This window comes from Gordonia liuliyuniae (assembly GCF_021738805.1).
In the GTDB taxonomy this organism is placed as follows: domain Bacteria; phylum Actinomycetota; class Actinomycetes; order Mycobacteriales; family Mycobacteriaceae; genus Gordonia; species Gordonia liuliyuniae.
Map to the genome: position 1 here is coordinate 300521 of NZ_JAKKOR010000011.1, position 16207 is coordinate 316727.

Consider the following 16207-nt stretch of genomic DNA (forward strand, 5'->3'; position numbering starts at 1 on the left):
TGCGGGTGGCTGTTTCAGAAGCGTTCGATGATGGTGGCGATGCCCATACCGCCGCCGACGCAGAGCGTGACCAGGCCGTAGCGTTGATCGCGGCGTTCGAGCTCGTCGAGGACGGTGCCGACGATCATCGCTCCGGTGGCGCCCAGCGGGTGGCCGAGCGCGATCGCGCCACCGTTGACGTTGACCTTCTCGTGCGGCAGATCCATATCGCGCATGAACCGCATGGCCACGGCGGCGAAGGCCTCGTTGATTTCGACCAGGTCGATCTGGTCGATGCTCATGCCGGCGCGGGCGAGGGCTTTGCGGGTCGCCGGAACGGGGCCGGTGAGCATGATGGTGGGGTCGGCGCCGGAGACCGCGGTGGCCACCACCCGCCCGCGCGGGGTCAGCCTGAGGTCGCGGCCGGTCTGTTCGTTGCCGATCGCGACCAGGGCGGCGCCGTCGACGATGCCCGAGGAGTTACCGGCGGTGTGGACGTGCTCGATCTTCTCCACGAAGTGGTACTTCTGCAGCGCGACCGCGTCGAAGCCGCCGAGTTCACCGGCCTTCGCGAACGACGGTGGCAGTGCGGCCAGGGTCTCGACCGTGGTTCTGGGCCGGAGGAATTCGTCCTGTTCGAGGATGGTCAGCCCGTTGCGGTCGGTGACCGGGACGACCGACCGGTTGAAGAAGCCGTTGGCCTGGGCCTTGGCGGCGCGGGCCTGGGATTCGGCGGCATAGGCGTCGACATCTTCCCGGGTGTATCCGTCGAGGGTGGCGATCAGATCGGCACCCACGCCCTGTGGGACGAATCGGGTTTCGTAGCTTGTCTCGGGGTCCATCGCCCAGGGGTTGCCCTCCGAGCCCATCGGGATCCGGGACATCGATTCGACGCCGCCGGCGAGGATCAGGTCGTGCCACCCCGAGCGCACCTTCTCGGCGGCGGTGTTGACCGCCTCGAGGCCGGAGGCGCAGTACCGGTTGAGCTGCACGCCCGCCACCGTCTCCGGCAGCCCGGCGCGCAGCGCCGCGGTCTTGGCGAGGACCCCGCCCTGTTCACCGATGGGGCCGACGGTGCCCAGGACGATGTCGTCGATGCGGTGCGGGTCCAGGTTCGGATGCCTGCTGCGGAGGGCGTCGATCAGCCCGACGACGAGGGCGACGGGTTTGACCTCGTGCAGGGAGCCGGCCTTCTTGCCCTTGCCGCGCGGTGTTCTGATCGCGTCGTAGATCAGCGCTTCTGCCGTCATGACGGTCCTTTCTGTGTGGCCCCTGGTCGGGGCCGGGAGAGGGTGCGGTGTGGTAGTGGTGCCGACAACCGGAACCGTGGGGGAGTATGGGTTCAGGTGTGCGGCTGGTCGAGCAGATGAGCGGCGAGACGTTCGCGGTGCTCGGCGGCGCTGCCCAAGGTGGCGGCGTCGGTGACGGCGCGCTTGAAGTAGAGGTGGGCGTGGTGCTCCCAGGTGAATCCGATGCCGCCGAAGATCTGCAGGGTCTGGGCCGCGGTCGTGCTGAAGGCGTCCGTCGCGGTCGCTTTCGCCAGGCTCGCCAGCACGGCGGGGTTGGTGCCGTCCTCCTTGAGCGCCCAGGCGGCGTAGTAGACGACCGAGCGGGCGTGTTCGAGAGTGATCATCAGATCGGCGAGCCGGTGCTTGACGGCCTGGAAGGAGCCGATGGGTCGCCCGAACTGGATCCGGGTCTTGGCGTGGGCGACGGCGGCGTCGAAGCAGTGCTGGGCGGCGCCGAGTTGCTCGGCAGCCAGCAGGACAGTGGCGCGGTCGTAGGCCGCGGTGAGAGCGGCGACTTCGTTGGTTTCGCTGGTGATCAGCGTTGCGGGGCAGTCGTCGAAGGCCAGGTTCGCGCGGCGGCGGGTCAGGTCGAGTGTGCTCAGCGGCTGCGCCGCGTAGCCGGGTGCTCCGGCATCGGCCAGGAACAGTGCGACCCCGGCGTCGGACCGGGCGGCGACGAGTACCACATCGGCCTGCGGGGCGTCGAGGACATGTTCTGCGGTGCCGGACAGCGTCCAGTGCCCGTCGCGGCAGTGCGCGGTGGCCGCGATCCCGGCGACGTCGATGCCGGCGCCGCGGTGCGGGACACCCACGGCCGCGGTGGTCGTCCCGGCGGCCAGTGCCTCGAGCAGCCCCGGGGTACTGGACTGGTCTGCGACCGCGGCCAGCAGTGACGTGGCCAGCGCCAGTGTGCCGAGGACCGGCCCGCAGACGAGGGCAGCGCCGAGTTCTTCGACGACAATCGCCTTGTCTACCAGGGTGCCGCCCTCCCCGCCGAGTTCGACGGGGACGTCGAGGCCGATCACCCCGACTTCAGCGCCGAGTTTCTTCCACAAGGCCCGGTCGAAGCCGGTGTCGGTGCCCATGGTGTGCCGCACGGACTCCGGCGTGCAGTGCTGCTGGCACCAGCGGCGAACGGTGCGGCGCAGCTCGGCTTGTTCGTAGCTGAAGGTGAATTCGTTCCCGCGGAGTACGAGAGTTGATGCGTTAGCCACGGGGTATGTCCTTCCACGGCAGGGTGTCGTCGGTACGGGGTTCTTTCGGCAGGCCGAGGATCCGCTCGGCGAGGATGTTGCGAAGCACATCGGAGGTGCCGCCCTCGATGGTGTTCGCCCGCGAGCGCAGGAACTGGCGTTGGATCGAGTGGCCGTTCGCGGCCGGGGCCAGGTCGTAGGAGTCGTAGAGCGTGGCCTCGGGGCCGAGCAGGTCCATGCAGAAGTCGAAGACGTCCTGGTTGAACTCGGCGCCGAAGAGTTTCGCGATCGATCCCTCCGGCCCGGGGGAACTGGATGCACCGCCCACCTGGGCGCGGGCGGTGGTCAGCCGATGCGACTGATCGGCGATCCACAGTTCGACCAATCGGTCCCGCAACACCGGGGTGTGGCTCTCCGGACGCGACTGCCACAAGTCCAGCGCGATCTCGGCGCCGGTGACGACCGCGGCACCGATCGAGGACCGCTCGTTCATCAGGGTGGTCATCGCCACCCGCCAGCCGTTGCCGACCTCGCCGAGCCGGTGGGTGTCCGGGATGACGACGTCGGTCAGGTAGACCTCGTTGAACTCGGCCTCACCGGTCATCTGTCGCAACGGTCGCACCTGCACGCCAGGGTGGTGCATGTCGACGACGAAGTACGTCAGCCCCTGGTGTTTCGGGGCGGCCGGGTCGGTGCGGGCGAGCAGCATCGCCCACCGGGCCCGGTGCGCGTAGCTCGTCCACACCTTCTGCCCGTTGACGATCCACCGGTCGCCGTTGCGGACCGCGGAGGTCGCCAGACTGGCCAGATCCGAGCCGGCCGAGGGTTCGCTGAACAGCTGGCACCAGATGTCCTCACAGGTCGCCAGCGGTCGCAGCAACCGGGCGGCGAGCTCGGGGGCGGCGTGCTCGCACACCGTCGGCGCGCCCATCCCGTAGCCGATCGGGTTCTCGAAGAACGGCGAGCGCACCCCCGCCTCCCGGAACACCTCGTCGGCGGCCTGCTGCGCGCCGCGGGAGTGCCCGAGTCCGCCCAGTCCCGCCGGGAAGTGCACCCAAGACAGTCCGGCATCGAAGCAGGCACCGTAGAACGCCGTGATTCCTACCTGGTCCGGGGGAAATTCTTCGAGCACGGCCTGGGCGGCTGATGCAACGCGTTCATTCTCGCTCTTCACGTGGGTCCACTCCGTTATCGATGGGAACCCCGAGTGGGGTCATTTTCACGGTACTACAGTCTTGCAATTAGTACCAGGAAAATTTGCCTGTCAATAGTCCCAAGGAAAACCGACTCTTGCGGTACCATAAGCAATACGATAGTTTTGCTTATGTGCACATATGGTGTGTGTCACAGTCGTTCCCGTTCGGGATTGGAAGGAATCGAAATGGCTGACTTCGACGGCAAGGTCGTCGCGATCTCAGGAGCCGCCCGCGGCCAAGGCCGCTCGCACGCGGTGCGATTCGCGAAGGAGGGGGCCCGCCTGGTGCTCTTCGACATCTGCGGCCAGATGTCCGAGGTGCCCTACGCGATGGCCACCAAGAATGACCTCGACGAAACCGTGCGCCTGGTCCAGGAAGCCGGCGCCGAAGTGGTCAGCGGGGTCGCCGATGCCCGCACCTACGACGAAGTCGCCGCGGTCATGCAATCGGGCATCGACGCGTTCGGTAGCCCCGACGTCGTCGTCGCCAACGCCGGCATCTGGAGCGAAGCGGGAGCATTGTGGGAGATGACCCCCAAAGACTTCCGCGCGGTGGTCGACGTCGACCTGATCGGCGCCTGGCACACCTTCCGCGCCGCACTGCCGACCATGGTCGACGCCGGAAAGGGTGGCTCGATCATTGCCACCATCTCCGCCGCAGGACTCAAGCCGCTCCAAAACATCGGCAACTACGTCGCCGCCAAGCACGGACTCGTCGGCCTGGTGAAGACCGCCGCCCTCGAACTCGCCCCACACGGCATCCGCGCCAACTGTGTCTCCCCTGGAAACACCAACACCCCGATCTTCCGCAACGACGCCATGAAGCGGCTGTTCGTGCCCGACCAGGACGAACCCTCGGATGACGTGTTCCTCTCCCGCGCCGCAGGAATGGTCCCACTCGGGGTGCCGTACATGGAACCCGGCGACATCACCGAAGCGGTACTCTGGCTCGCCTCCGACCACGCCCGCTACGTCACCGGCACCAACATCTCCGTCGACGGCGGCAGCGCGATCTCCTGACGTGTCTGGATCGCTCACACCGCACAACCCCGAAAAGAAGGTACTCGTGAACCTGACCGATGTAGATCAGAAGGCCCGCATCGTCGTCACCGGCTATAGCGATAAGGGCACCTCGAAAGTCACTTCCGACACCACCGGTGCGATCCGGTATCCCTCACCCAACGTCACCTCGACCGTCCTCTTCGAGGCCGAGTCGTTGCCGGTGATCGCCGGCGCGGACCTGGTGCAGCAGCAGGAGCGGTACATGCCCACTCGCGAGGGGGTGAAGGTCTTCCTCACCTCCGTCGCTCCGGACGAAAGCTGGTCCGCCGACCCCGACTCCTACCGCGAGACCATCCAATCAGCGGGCCTCGACGACCTCGACGGCCGGCCGCCGGGATTCCACCAGACCCCGACGGTCGACATCATCACCGTCGTCTCAGGAGAAATCTATGCCCTGCTCGACGAGGAGGAAGTCCTACTCACGCAGGGCGACACCCTCGTCCAGCGCGGCACCCCGCACGCCTGGAGCAACCGGTCCGGCCAGGTGGCCGTCATCAGCGGCGTCATGGTCACTGCCGTCGATCCCGCCGAACGCAACTGACCGCTCGCACCCTCCTTCCGAACACCGCCGAGACCGTTCCAGGCGAACGCTCTCGGCGGTGTCGGCCAGCAACCCGATCAAGGACACCCCATGCCGCGCCTGCGCCAAGTCTCACGAGCCGACGTCACCGACCCGGTGATCTCGAAGTGGTACGACCGCCTCTTCGGTGACCGAGACCCGGTGCAGAACCCGGGCACACGGACAGGCTCACGGGGGGACTGGTGGACCACCTACGCCCTCGTCCCCGACCTCTTCCGATACGTCGCTCAGGGCATCGAGGTGTACGAGAACCCGGACCGCACAATCCCACCCGCTATTCGGGTGCTATGCCAGGCCCGCGCCGGCTGGGCCCGCGGCAGCAGGTTCGTCTTCTCCCAGCACAGCAAGTTCGCCCGCGCTGCCGGCGCCACCGACGAGCAGGTCGACGCACTGCCCGCCTGGCAGGTTGCCACCTGCTTCGACCCGGCCGAACGCGCCGCCCTCACCTACACAGACTGCCTCGTCCTCGGCGGCGGCCGCGTCCCCGACGAGATCTTCGGTGCCCTTGTCGAGTCCTTCACCGACGAGCAGATCCTCGAGCTGACCTTCGCGATCGGCCTCTACGAAATGCACTCCACCATCTGCCGGGCTCTGCGCCTCGAATTCGACGACCGCGACGACCCCGTCACCGAAGCACCGTCCGCCACTCCCTAGACGGTATGGAGTGACGCCCGGCATTGGTCGGGGTTGCGGGCCGGGGCCTCACGCACAAAGACTCGTGGGTTACCGAGCAGGTGTCCCTGCCCGGCCTATCCGACATTGTGGGAGGCCCCGGTGTTTTCAGAGCGTACGAGTGTGGGACTCGATGTGCACGCACGATCGGTCGCGGCGGCGGCGATCGACAGCGTGACAGGCGAGCTGATCCAAGCGAGATTGACCCCGGATTATGCGCATGTCCAGTCGTGGTTGAAGGAGCTCGCCGGGCCAGTCGCGGTGGCCTATGAGGCAGGCCCGACTGGATTCGGGCTGTGTCGGTACCTCACAGCTCAGGGAATTCGGTGCGAGGTGGCCGCACCGAGCAAGCTGCAACGCCCAGCCGGTGATCGGGTGAAGACTGATGCGCGGGATGCCGTGCACCTGGCCCGGCTGTTGCGTCTGGATGAGATTACGGCAGTGTCTATTTCCGACGGTCGAGCAGGAGGCCGCCCGGGATCTGGTCCGAGCTCGAGAGGACTGTCGTGGTGATCTGATGCGGGCTCGGCATCGTCTCTCGAAACTGTTGCTGCGGCACGGCATCGTCTACTACGGCGGTGCGGCGTGGACCGGAGCACACGACCGTGGCTGCGCACCGAAGCAGCCCCGTTGTTGACTTCGCCCGCGACCCGGATGACTTTCGACACCGACTACGACCACGTGCTGACGATGCATGCCCGACGCCGTTGTCTGGACGCGGCGATCGAGCAGATGGCCTCGAACAGTGAGTTCACCGACGTCGTGCACCGATTGGGATGCTTGCGCGGGGTGAGCACCTTGACCGCGTTCGGCCTCGCGGTCGAGATTGGCGACTGGGAACGGTCCACCGGCAACACAATCGGCTCGTTCGTCTGAATTGACCCGGGTTTGATGGAGGCAGGTTTTACCGGAAGGGACACTTGTTTCATGCCTCGCCCATCGAAGTACTCACCCGAGTTGCGGGACCGTGCCACACGGATGGCTATCGATGCTCGGAAGGATCCCGAGACCGCGTCCGGAGCTCTGGCCCGGATCGCTAAGCAACTCGACATCAACCCCGAAACGCTGCGGAACTGGGTCCGCAGAGTGGAGGCCGGCCAAGCCGAATCGCCTGGGATTGAAACGGTTTCCGACATTGAGCGGATCCGCTTGTTGGAGAAGGAAGTTCGAGAGCTGCGTCGGGCGAACGAGATATTGAAGACGGCGTCGGCTTTCTTCGCGGCCGAGCTCGACCGGCCACACCGCTGATCGTCGCCTTCATCGATCAGCACCGACATCGATGGCCCGTCGAGGCGATCTGCACTGCCCTGTCGGAGGCGGGTTGTGCGATCGCGCCATCGACCTACTACGCCGCCCGCAGCCGACCGCCGTCGGTCCGAGCAGTGCGCGACGAGTACCTCAAGACCCAGATCGTGCGGGTCTATGAGGCCTCCGGCGGAATCTACGGGCGACGCAAGATCCGCGCCGCCCTCCACTTGGAAGGGATCACCGTGGCCAAGTGCACCATCGAACGACTCTGCGCTGACCTGGGGAGCCGCGGTGTCGTGCGGGGCAAGTTCCCGCGCACCACCCGCCCGGCACCCGAGACCGCACGCCCGGCCGATCTGGTCGATCGCATGTTCGCCGCCGAGGCGCCAAATCAGTTGTGGGTTGCCGACATCACGTACGTGCGGACCGAGGTCGGCTGGGTGTACGTGGCGTTCGTGCTGGACGTGTTCTCCCGGATGATCGTCGGGTGGCAGACCTCGACCCGCATGCTCGCTGACCTTGCGATCGACGCCCTGGCGATGGGATTGTGGCTGCGCCGACGGTCCGGTCAGGACCTGACCGCGCTGATCCATCACTCCGACCGCGGTGTGCAATACCGAGCCATCCGCTACACCCAGGCCCTCGATGAAGCCGGCGCCATCGCCTCAGTCGGCTCGCGCGGGGACTCCTACGACAACGCGATGGCCGAAGCCCTGAACTCGTTGTACAAGCACGAGCTGATCTACAAGAAGGGACCGTGGACAAGCACCAACGCCGTCGAGATCGCCACCGCCGAATGGGTTCACTGGTACAACACCACCCGCCTGCACTCGGCCTTGGACTACCAACCACCCGCGGCGATCGAAGCCGACTACTGGGCCACGAACACGGCCCGAGATCTCACCTCACAGAACAACTGATCGCTCTCCAACAAACCCGGGTCTTGACATCACGCCTACCTGCCTCGGCACGCTGCCCCTGCCCCTGGGCGTCGCCGGACGCGAAGGCTCCACCATCATCGTCGCGCTCAACGGACTGCGACTCCTCCGCCGCTCAGCATGGCTACCGGTGAGCACGGCGTAACCGGACACCACCGAACCCTGTGGACCAGTGACGAACATCCGCTGAGAGCACAGTACTCACCCGGGCGAGAGAACTGGGCGAATCAGACGGTGTCACTATGCGACGATGACATTCATGGAGTCGACTCACACATCCGTCGATACCGTCTACCACCAGGTGACAACTCGCGTGGCCACCCTCGACGGGCCCAGGCTCGTCGAGGAACTGCGCATCTTGCTCGGAGCCCGTCTGGTCGCGTATCTCGCAGGCGCGTCGAGCACCTCCACGGTCACCGGCTACATCACCGGCGCGGTCACAATCGGGGACGACGCTCGCGCCCGGTTGCACGCGGCCTACACCGTCGCTGCCCTGCAACACCGCCTTGGCGCCACCCCCGCATTGATCCAGGCGTGGTTTCAAGGCCGCAACCCACACCTGAACGATCACGCACCAGCAAGGGTCATCGCCGCCGATCCCAGCTCCGTCGGGCACACATTCATCTCGGCCGCCGTCGCGCTGGTGCGCGAGTAGTGGACGCCGACGCTGAATTCGCAGCCACACAGAGAATCGGGAATCGACTCGATGCACTCGCGCAGGCCGAGGCGGTCTTCGACTCGCTGGTGGAGCCCCACTGCACATCCGACGGCAGCTAGCGGCGTTCGTCGACGATCTCCTCGAGTCCGACTCGCTGCGGCGCTCTGCGGTCGAGTCGCCGCCGACAGTGGGCCGGCGATGCTAGGCGGTGATACGACGACGTCGCCCTCACAGAGTCAGCGCGCGAACAGCGTGGTCGGTTATTTCGCGGGTGATCGACGTGTTCGAAAGTGATGTCTGGGTGAGATAGTGGACCTGAGTTTCGATACCCAGGACGGCGAGCACCGCGGCGCGCTCAGCGGCGATCGCGGGTACGCCGTCGTCCACGAGATAGTCGGCTAGAGCCGCTGCAAGCCGTCAGAGGAGGGCTTCGTACTCTTCGGCCAGCGTATGCGACATGACGAGGTGCCGAAGTCGGCCATGAGCTGGTCCGTGGCTTCTGTTCTGCGAAACGGTCACCGCCACCAGGTCGTAGAGTACGTCCGGCCACGGACGGGCGCCGACTGGATTGTGTGCGAGCACCTCGTTGATCGCATCCTCGCCACTGCGTAGGTGACGTCGGGCGATCTCGTTGAGAATCGCCTGTTTCCCGCCGAAGTACTGGTAGATCGATCCGATTGAGACGCCCGCGCGTTCGGCGACCCGATTGGTGGTCAGGATTCGGCCTTCGCTGGCGAGTAAGCGAGTAGCTGCTTCGACAATCACGTCAACAGTGAACGTAGACCGTTGTTGACGTGGTCTTTTCCGCATACGGCAATGGTATTGGAATGCGAGTTGTTGCCCTCTGAAGTCAGAGCGAGGCTGGATGTCATGACAACGAACCCCTACATTGAGTTCCTTCCCGAGCGTTGGCGCCGAATCGCCGAACCCGTTGAATCTAAGTCGACATGGTGGAAGTGGGTACGCGAACCACAGACTCGGGGTCACGGTGCTGGCGCAGTCGATGTACACATTGCTCGCGTGCCACGTCCGGACGCACCGATACGCGTCATGCTTGTTCACGGTGCAGGTGGGCACAGCGGGCTCGTCTGGCCGTTAGCGGCGATCCTGCTTCCGAGGGATGCGATGTATTGGCACCTGACGTACCCCTGTACGGCCTGACCAAGGTCGAGCATCCCGGCCGGGTCCGTTATGACGACTGGCCGTGCATGCTCAGTGACCTCGTTACGGCAGAGACCGACGAAGACACCCGACCGCTGCTGCTCTTCAGGGCAAGCATGGGAGGCATGCTCGTGCTACGAGGCTGCGCACCGTATTCAGCGTGCAGCCGCAGTAGTCGCAACGTGCCTTCTTGACTTCGCCGGGGATCCTGATGTCGTGCGCCATGCGACACGAAGTCGTACTCTCGCGTGGGCCGCTCCGTCACTTCGGTTCATACCGTCCTGCATGGGACGGCGGCGCATACCTGTGACGTGGTTCGCGCCCGTTCACCTGATGAGTAAGAACGCCGAGTTGTCGAGGCTGTGTGCCACCGACCCGCGCGGAGCCGCATCGCGACTAGCTCTTCGGGTGATCGCCGACATGCTTGCGCACGTTCCTCCGCGCCCCGAGGCGTTTCGCGGGCCGCGCGGCGTTCTCCTCCACCCCGGTAGCGACGACTGGACTCCCCCGAACTGTCGATGCTCCTCGCTCCCGTTAACGGGCCACGCTGTCGGCCTGACGTTCCGGCCGCCTGAGAATCGAGCGGCAGCGGCACTGTGCGCGCGAATGTGCCCTGTCGAGTCAGGTCGGGTGAACCGTGCAGTGAGCGCATTCCTGATGCTGGTGGGCGACGGTGTGCGTCAAGGACCTGTGTAGGAGTCGAGGCGTCCGTACAGGCTGGCGATGAGATCGTCCTTGGCGTTGATGTCGGCTCGAAGTCGTCTGGTCTCGGCGTCTTTGGCGGTCAGTTGAGCAAGCAATGCCGAGATGATGGTGCTGTCGGTCGTGGCCGGGCTCGGCGCCTAAGCGCGGCTCCTGTCGGCAATGTCGGTGTCTCTCGCTATGGTTCGGACGTGAGAAACAGTGGCGACCATCGTCGGCGATCGCGCTGGCCGTAAGTTGCGCGCTCTCTGCGTCGGCCTGTGCCGCGTTGCCGAGAGCCGATCTCGGAAGTCTGGGCACAACTCAGCGCAGCAGTTCGGTGATACCAGGTGCAGCCGCGCACACCCTTGCCGACCTTCCCGTGAAAAGACGTGCACCGAAGACTGGCCACACCCGAAAACATTTCGGCCCAGCATGGACTGACGACAACACGGCGCTGTGGGACACGACGTGCTGAGCACCCGAATTATCACGAGATCACGTTCAGGGGCGGTTCGGTTCGCTCAGGTCGCGGTACCTGAGTTGGCGAACGATCTCCTACGTGACGTGCGAGGGACGGAAGGCATGAGAGTCGAGGTGTTGCTGTGAATCGGCGCATCGTACTGCGCTGGATGGCGTGCTTCGCCGCGGTCGCCGTGCTGTCGGGATGCTCTATCGTGCCGAGCGCCGAGGAGGTCACCACTGACTTGCAGGTTTCGTCTGCGGAGACTTCTGGCGCGGCGCAGGTGACGCCTCCGGCGGTCGAGCAGTCGGCTACGGGAAGTGCGGCGGTGGCGTTGGCGGGGTTGCCGGTCAAGGGGCGAGCGCCCAAGGCGGGGTATGCGCGTAGCCAGTTCGGGAAGGCGTGGACTGATGAGAACACGGCCTTGTGGGGCGGTGATTCATTGAGTACTCGCGAGAACATCCTGTCGCGCGATCTGACCAACGTCATCTGCAAGGCCAAGCCGGCAGCTCCGGTCCTTCCGCCGTGCGTGGTTCAGTCAGGTATTTTGACCGATCCTTATACGGGAGTGACGTTGAACTTCGTTCGCGGGCAAGAGAGTTCGCAGCTCGTGCCGATCGACCATGTCGTCGCTCTCGGCGATGCGTGGCAGAAGGGCGGTCAACAGATTACGGCGGCCGAGCGAGTGAACCTGGCCAACGACCCACTCAATCTGATCGCCACAACGCGTGCACCGAATTCGGCCAAATCGGACTCCGATTCCGCGTCGTGGTTGGTTCCGAACTGGAAGTTCCGTTGCATGTACGTGGCCCGGCAGATCGCTGTGAAAAGCAAGTACCGACTATGGGTCACCAAATCCGAGGGCGAAGCGATGGAGAGGGTCCTAGCCCGGTGTCCAGGGCAGAGCTTGCCGACCGAGGCAGAGGCCTCTCAGCGCACTGTGAGCCCATGAGATCGCGCCAGGTGCACGTTGGCCCGGCGCATACGCATCCCGACAGTGGAACATGACCGATCTGTCCGTGGCTTTCCATCTCCGCGACTATTTGGAACTGGCTCGTTGGGGCCGTTACCCGGCGGCGAAGCATCTCTACGTACCGAATGGGAACACTTGGCTACCGGCGAGTTGTGGAGGACTTTTCTGGATGAGCTGCGGAGATGTAAGACATAGCGCTGCCCACCGAGAGCCCGAACTGCCGCATCAGGCCGACCGGATCCTCCGATATCTTCGCTTCGTACAGAATACGGTCGGTGCGTAGTGCATTGCATGTTGTCCCGATGGAGCGAAAGGCGCTCGCGAGGGTATCTCCAGAGATCGGTTTGTCCTCTGGGGTGAACGCGGAGTTTCTGGTTATGAAGACGTGATCGTTTCTCGTCATTGGCCAACTAGTCGACCGCTCAGCAAACCAACGACTCAAGGCGTCCATCGTGACGTGGTCGATATAGATCACTCGCTTGGGCAACGTAATTCGTGCCTGGGCCATATCGATCTCGCCAATCTTCAGGTGGACGATCTCCGAACGTGATGCGCCGTGGATCGCCGTCAACGCGACCATCGCGCGGGCCATCGGCGTCGCTGTACGATCGAGAAGCCCCTGAATGGCATCGTCGGGCAGACCGACAGGAAAGTGATCAACCACCCGAAATGGGATTCTGGACGTGGGATCTGTGGAGATGACTTTCTCGGCTTTGAGCGTCCCGAAGATAGAACGAACGGCCACACCATAGTTTCCGGCATCAGGCGTAGTCGAATTCTCGTCGCGCCACCGCCGAACGTCGTCAGCAGTGACCTCTGACAGCGATGAGTAGCGCTCGGCGGCGAACTCGATGAGCGAGCGAGCTCGCCGCAGGTAGCCGGCAATCACCCGCCACTGCAGCGGAGGGCGGCGACGCCGGCCGTATCCGCGCATTGCGCGGACCCACACCTCGATTTCGGTGGCAAAGGGTGGTTTGAGCTCCTCTATCCGAGCCTGGACCCATCGTTCGTCCGACGTCGAGGGTTCGTCCCGGTCGACCATAGAGAACGCCTCCAGGACGAACACGGCGTGTACAGCAGTCACGTTGTCGTATGCAGCGTTCAGGGGCCAGACGTCGTGCTCGTGTATCGGAGCATCGGAGCCGAGCCAGCCGAAGAGGATCCGCAGAGTTCGGAGCAGGACGCGGATCGCCGGGGGTGACCATTTCATCTCCGATACGTACGTCCTCATTGCCTCGAGCAGTGCAATGTCTTCGGGTGAGAGTGCAGGTGGTGGATCGTCGCACACACCGCTCCAGTCGCGGGTCAGGGAGAACAGCTCAAATTGGCCGCGGTGTTGACGGTGCTCCGACGCTGCGCTTGCGGGTTCTTCGCGACGCCGTTTAATTACCTGTTCAGTTCGCCAGTTGGGCGGCTCGTAGCCTAGGGCTCCGCTCTGGGTTCTGATCGCTGGCGCCAACGGTCCGGCGAAGAACAGCTGATTTCCGGTGGGCGGTACTGGGTCTGGCCACGCGGTCACAAGAGTGAGCGTGCAGCTGCGGCACAGCGTGCGGTCGTCGTCCGGAATGAACTCGCTTGTCCCCACGTGTATGCCGCTGCGACCGCAACGTTCACAGTCCCCGACGGGATGTCCTTGACGCCACCACCGACACCGGCCACATAGCGTGTAGTCGTTTCCCCACGAACCGCACTCTGCGCATTGCCGCTGATGGGCTGGCTTCTTCGTCCGCCACCGCGTCGTCGGTAAGGACTTGCGACGTGCATCGTTCGCGGGAGAGGGCGAGCCGCGAGTTGCTGGGCGACCGTTCTCGTCCCAGCGGTCGACTCGGCGAAGCACCTCGACGATCGAACCGCGGTAGTCGTCGATGCCGTCGGCGTCGGAGGGGGTCATAGCCTCCGCCTCGTCGGCGATCATCGCGGCGAGGACCAGTCTCATCATTCTGGTCAGTGCGGCACTCCACGCGCCGCCGCGACCATACTCGGCTTTCATCGCCGCAATTGCCGAAATCGCCTCGTCGAGGCCGTCGACTTCGCGATTGAAGATTCGCGATGCCAACGCGCGGGTGAGGTGCCGACGCACGGGAAACAATTCGAGTTGGCCTGGGCTCGTCGGTGGTGGGCAGATCGTCGGATCGTCGACTGCAGGCAACGCAGTCGCCCGTATTACCCAGGCGGGAGATCGAGGCGGAAGACGGCTCGGATTGCGCCGCGCGGCGTCGCCGCGGTTGAAGCCGCGCGCTAACGGTAGACGGATGTGGTCGAGGTTCAAAAACAGCTGGTTGCCACACCCGGCGATCGGACTGAGCATCCAGTGCGGCGCAACAGTGCGGACAGTCACCATGCACAACCGGCACAAGTCGTTCCGGTTCAGCCACGACCGGTGCCCGCATCGCCAACACACACACATCGACGTCTTCGGATTCGCGGCCCAGATCCGGCAGTTCGTACACAACCTTGAGGCTGCATCGACATCGGCGGCCCACGCGAAACAGCCCTGACACTGACACACATCCCTGGGCATCGGAACCGCCTCACCTGGACAAGTTAGTTCGGAGGCCGCAGGTTCGGCCGTCCTGCACGCAACGGTCGCGGGACTGGCCGTTGAGAATGATGTTCAGAACTGTCGCCGACCGCCTCAGCAGGGCTATCGGCAGCCGCGGCCACCGGCTCAGCTTCTAAGAGGTCCGCGATCGTGCAGTTCAAGGCAGTACACATCTTGTCGAGCTCGTCGAGCCGGACACTGATCGGCTGACCGCTCCAAAGCTTGGCGACCTTGCTAAGCGACGGAGTGAACCCGACTTCAGCGAAAACCTGCAAGAGATCGGTAGGCCGCCAGATATCCCGCTGCGCCGCCACCATGCGTAGATTCCACTTCACCGGAGCCTCCCTTCATCAACGCGTAGACGCTGGACAACTCGCTCGGCCGACGCGCGACTCGCTATCTCAGGATCGGCCGCCGCAGTCGCCAAATACCCGACTGTCGTTGACGCTCGCTCGTGTCCGAGCAGCTTCTGTACCTCCCACAATCCCATTCCCCTCTCGTAGTTGTGCGTTGCACACGCATGCCGCAACAGATGCGGATGAAGGTGACTCACCGGCCCAGGCAGGAATTGTGCACTCGCACTCGACAGAGCGTCACGGAACGTGGCAGGCGTGATCGGCGAACCCGGAGCGTTTGACATCCCAAGCGTCGAGAGGGCCTTCGGTAGCCGCTCAGACGGGAACAGCGGGGCCTGCGGATGCGAAGGGTCGTCAGCGAAACCGCCGCGAACTTCCTCGACATACCACCACAACAGTTCGCGACCATCAGCAAAAAGAAACGCGAGCCTCTTGCGAGGACCTGAGCCGCCATGGCCCTTGCCCCGCACAAGGAACCGCCCCCATTGCCCAGAGTCCCAGTAGATCTCGTTCAACCCGACCCCACACAGCTCCGCAGCCCTAACACCGGAGATGTAGGCAAGCTTGGCCATCACGTAGTTGCGGCTCGCGACGTAGGGCTTACGGGCGTGAGGCAAAGCGTCTCGCCATCCGCTGAAGAACGTCAACGTGTCGCGGCGCGACGGCGGCACACGCAGCTCGAAGTCGCCGCGATGGATAGACCTGTTGAACGCATCGATTGGAGAGCTGACAGTGACACCGAATCGGCGATGGATCTCAGAGCCGTATCGCTGCTCCAAGAACGCGAAGTATCCGTCGATCTTCTGCATCTTGCCCCGCACCGTGCTCGGCGCATGCTTTCCAGGGCCGGCAAAGTAGCGGTCGATATCCTGCGGCGCTAGATTCCATGGCTGCGTCTCAAAGTAGTCCGCGATCTCGATGATCGGCTGGATCAGATTCTCGAGCGTCCCCGGCGCCAGACCCGCTGCATCACGGGCCCACCGGTACTCGGCGAGCGTATCGACAAAATACGACTGCGCGTCATCTGGCGAGGACCTTCCAGGTCGACCGAACGGGACCACTTCAGCGAGCGCACCCGCAGCTCCCCGGCGCTCAGCAGAACCACTACCCGCGTCCGATAGTTCAGGACGCAGGACGGTGATTCCCGAATCGTCCATACTTTGAAACAATACGCTAGTAACTGTCGAAATCCGATAGTTACTGGCGAAATTCTCTGG

At 64.5% G+C, this 16207-nt stretch carries 13 protein-coding genes and 2 pseudogenes; 7 read left to right on the plus strand and 8 right to left on the minus strand.

Annotated features, from left to right (window positions below):
* Positions 1 to 14: 14 nt before the first annotated feature.
* From L5G33_RS15480 to L5G33_RS15490, 3 genes are all read right to left on the minus strand, one after another.
* Positions 15 to 1229, minus strand: a complete 1215-nt coding sequence (locus L5G33_RS15480) for an acetyl-CoA C-acetyltransferase (RefSeq protein WP_236999080.1) — start codon at positions 1227 to 1229, stop codon at positions 15 to 17.
* Positions 1230 to 1321: 92 nt separating this feature from the next.
* A complete protein-coding gene (locus tag L5G33_RS15485) occupies positions 1322 to 2482 on the minus strand; it encodes an acyl-CoA dehydrogenase family protein (protein WP_236999081.1) in 1161 nt (386 codons plus the stop codon).
* A complete protein-coding gene (locus L5G33_RS15490) occupies positions 2475 to 3635 on the minus strand; it encodes an acyl-CoA dehydrogenase family protein (protein WP_236999082.1) in 1161 nt (386 codons plus the stop codon). The genes L5G33_RS15485 and L5G33_RS15490 overlap by 8 nt, the downstream gene beginning before the upstream one ends.
* 207 nt (positions 3636 to 3842) lie before the next feature.
* Here L5G33_RS15490 and L5G33_RS15495 point away from each other — a divergent pair, with 207 nt between their 5' ends.
* The 6 genes and pseudogenes from L5G33_RS15495 to L5G33_RS15520 all read left to right on the plus strand — a co-directional run bounded on the left by L5G33_RS15495 (position 3843) and on the right by L5G33_RS15520 (position 8811).
* Positions 3843 to 4676: a mycofactocin-coupled SDR family oxidoreductase gene (locus L5G33_RS15495; RefSeq protein ID WP_236999083.1), complete on the plus strand. Its 834-nt coding sequence runs from the start codon at positions 3843 to 3845 to the stop codon at positions 4674 to 4676.
* Between the two features lie 46 nt (positions 4677 to 4722).
* Positions 4723 to 5259 (plus strand): cupin domain-containing protein, encoded by a 537-nt coding sequence (locus L5G33_RS15500; protein WP_236999084.1) that lies wholly within the window; start codon positions 4723 to 4725, stop codon positions 5257 to 5259.
* Between the two features lie 90 nt (positions 5260 to 5349).
* Entirely contained in the window at positions 5350 to 5952 is a 603-nt protein-coding gene (locus L5G33_RS15505; protein ID WP_236999085.1) for a carboxymuconolactone decarboxylase family protein, read from the plus strand.
* Positions 5953 to 6072: 120 nt separating this feature from the next.
* Positions 6073 to 6843: pseudogene (locus L5G33_RS15510) on the plus strand (IS110 family transposase); the annotation flags it as partial.
* A 54-nt stretch (positions 6844 to 6897) separates the two neighbouring features.
* A pseudogene (locus L5G33_RS15515) lies at positions 6898 to 8138 on the plus strand (IS3 family transposase).
* 268 nt (positions 8139 to 8406) lie between these two features.
* Positions 8407 to 8811: a hypothetical protein gene (locus L5G33_RS15520; RefSeq protein WP_236999086.1), complete on the plus strand. Its 405-nt coding sequence runs from the start codon at positions 8407 to 8409 to the stop codon at positions 8809 to 8811.
* A 231-nt stretch (positions 8812 to 9042) separates the two neighbouring features.
* Here L5G33_RS15520 and L5G33_RS15525 read toward each other — a convergent pair whose 3' ends face one another.
* Both L5G33_RS15525 and L5G33_RS15530 read right to left on the minus strand, forming a co-directional pair.
* Positions 9043 to 9201 (minus strand): hypothetical protein, encoded by a 159-nt coding sequence (locus L5G33_RS15525; protein WP_236999087.1) that lies wholly within the window; start codon positions 9199 to 9201, stop codon positions 9043 to 9045.
* Positions 9202 to 9231: 30 nt separating this feature from the next.
* Positions 9232 to 9579, minus strand: a complete 348-nt coding sequence (locus tag L5G33_RS15530; RefSeq protein ID WP_236999088.1) for a TetR/AcrR family transcriptional regulator — start codon at positions 9577 to 9579, stop codon at positions 9232 to 9234.
* Between the two features lie 1682 nt (positions 9580 to 11261).
* Here L5G33_RS15530 and L5G33_RS15535 point away from each other — a divergent pair.
* Positions 11262 to 12071: an HNH endonuclease family protein gene (locus L5G33_RS15535; RefSeq protein ID WP_236999089.1), complete on the plus strand. Its 810-nt coding sequence runs from the start codon at positions 11262 to 11264 to the stop codon at positions 12069 to 12071.
* Positions 12072 to 12231: 160 nt separating this feature from the next.
* Here the strand turns inward: L5G33_RS15535 and L5G33_RS15540 are convergent, their stop codons facing one another.
* From L5G33_RS15540 to L5G33_RS15550, 3 genes are all read right to left on the minus strand, one after another.
* Positions 12232 to 14433: a tyrosine-type recombinase/integrase gene (locus L5G33_RS15540; RefSeq protein WP_236999090.1), complete on the minus strand. Its 2202-nt coding sequence runs from the start codon at positions 14431 to 14433 to the stop codon at positions 12232 to 12234.
* Between the two features lie 203 nt (positions 14434 to 14636).
* Positions 14637 to 14951, minus strand: coding sequence for a helix-turn-helix domain-containing protein (locus L5G33_RS15545; protein WP_236999168.1), 315 nt, complete (start codon positions 14949 to 14951; stop codon positions 14637 to 14639).
* Between the two features lie 14 nt (positions 14952 to 14965).
* Positions 14966 to 16147, minus strand: a complete 1182-nt coding sequence (locus L5G33_RS15550; protein WP_236999091.1) for a tyrosine-type recombinase/integrase — start codon at positions 16145 to 16147, stop codon at positions 14966 to 14968.
* Positions 16148 to 16207 lie beyond the last annotated feature (60 nt).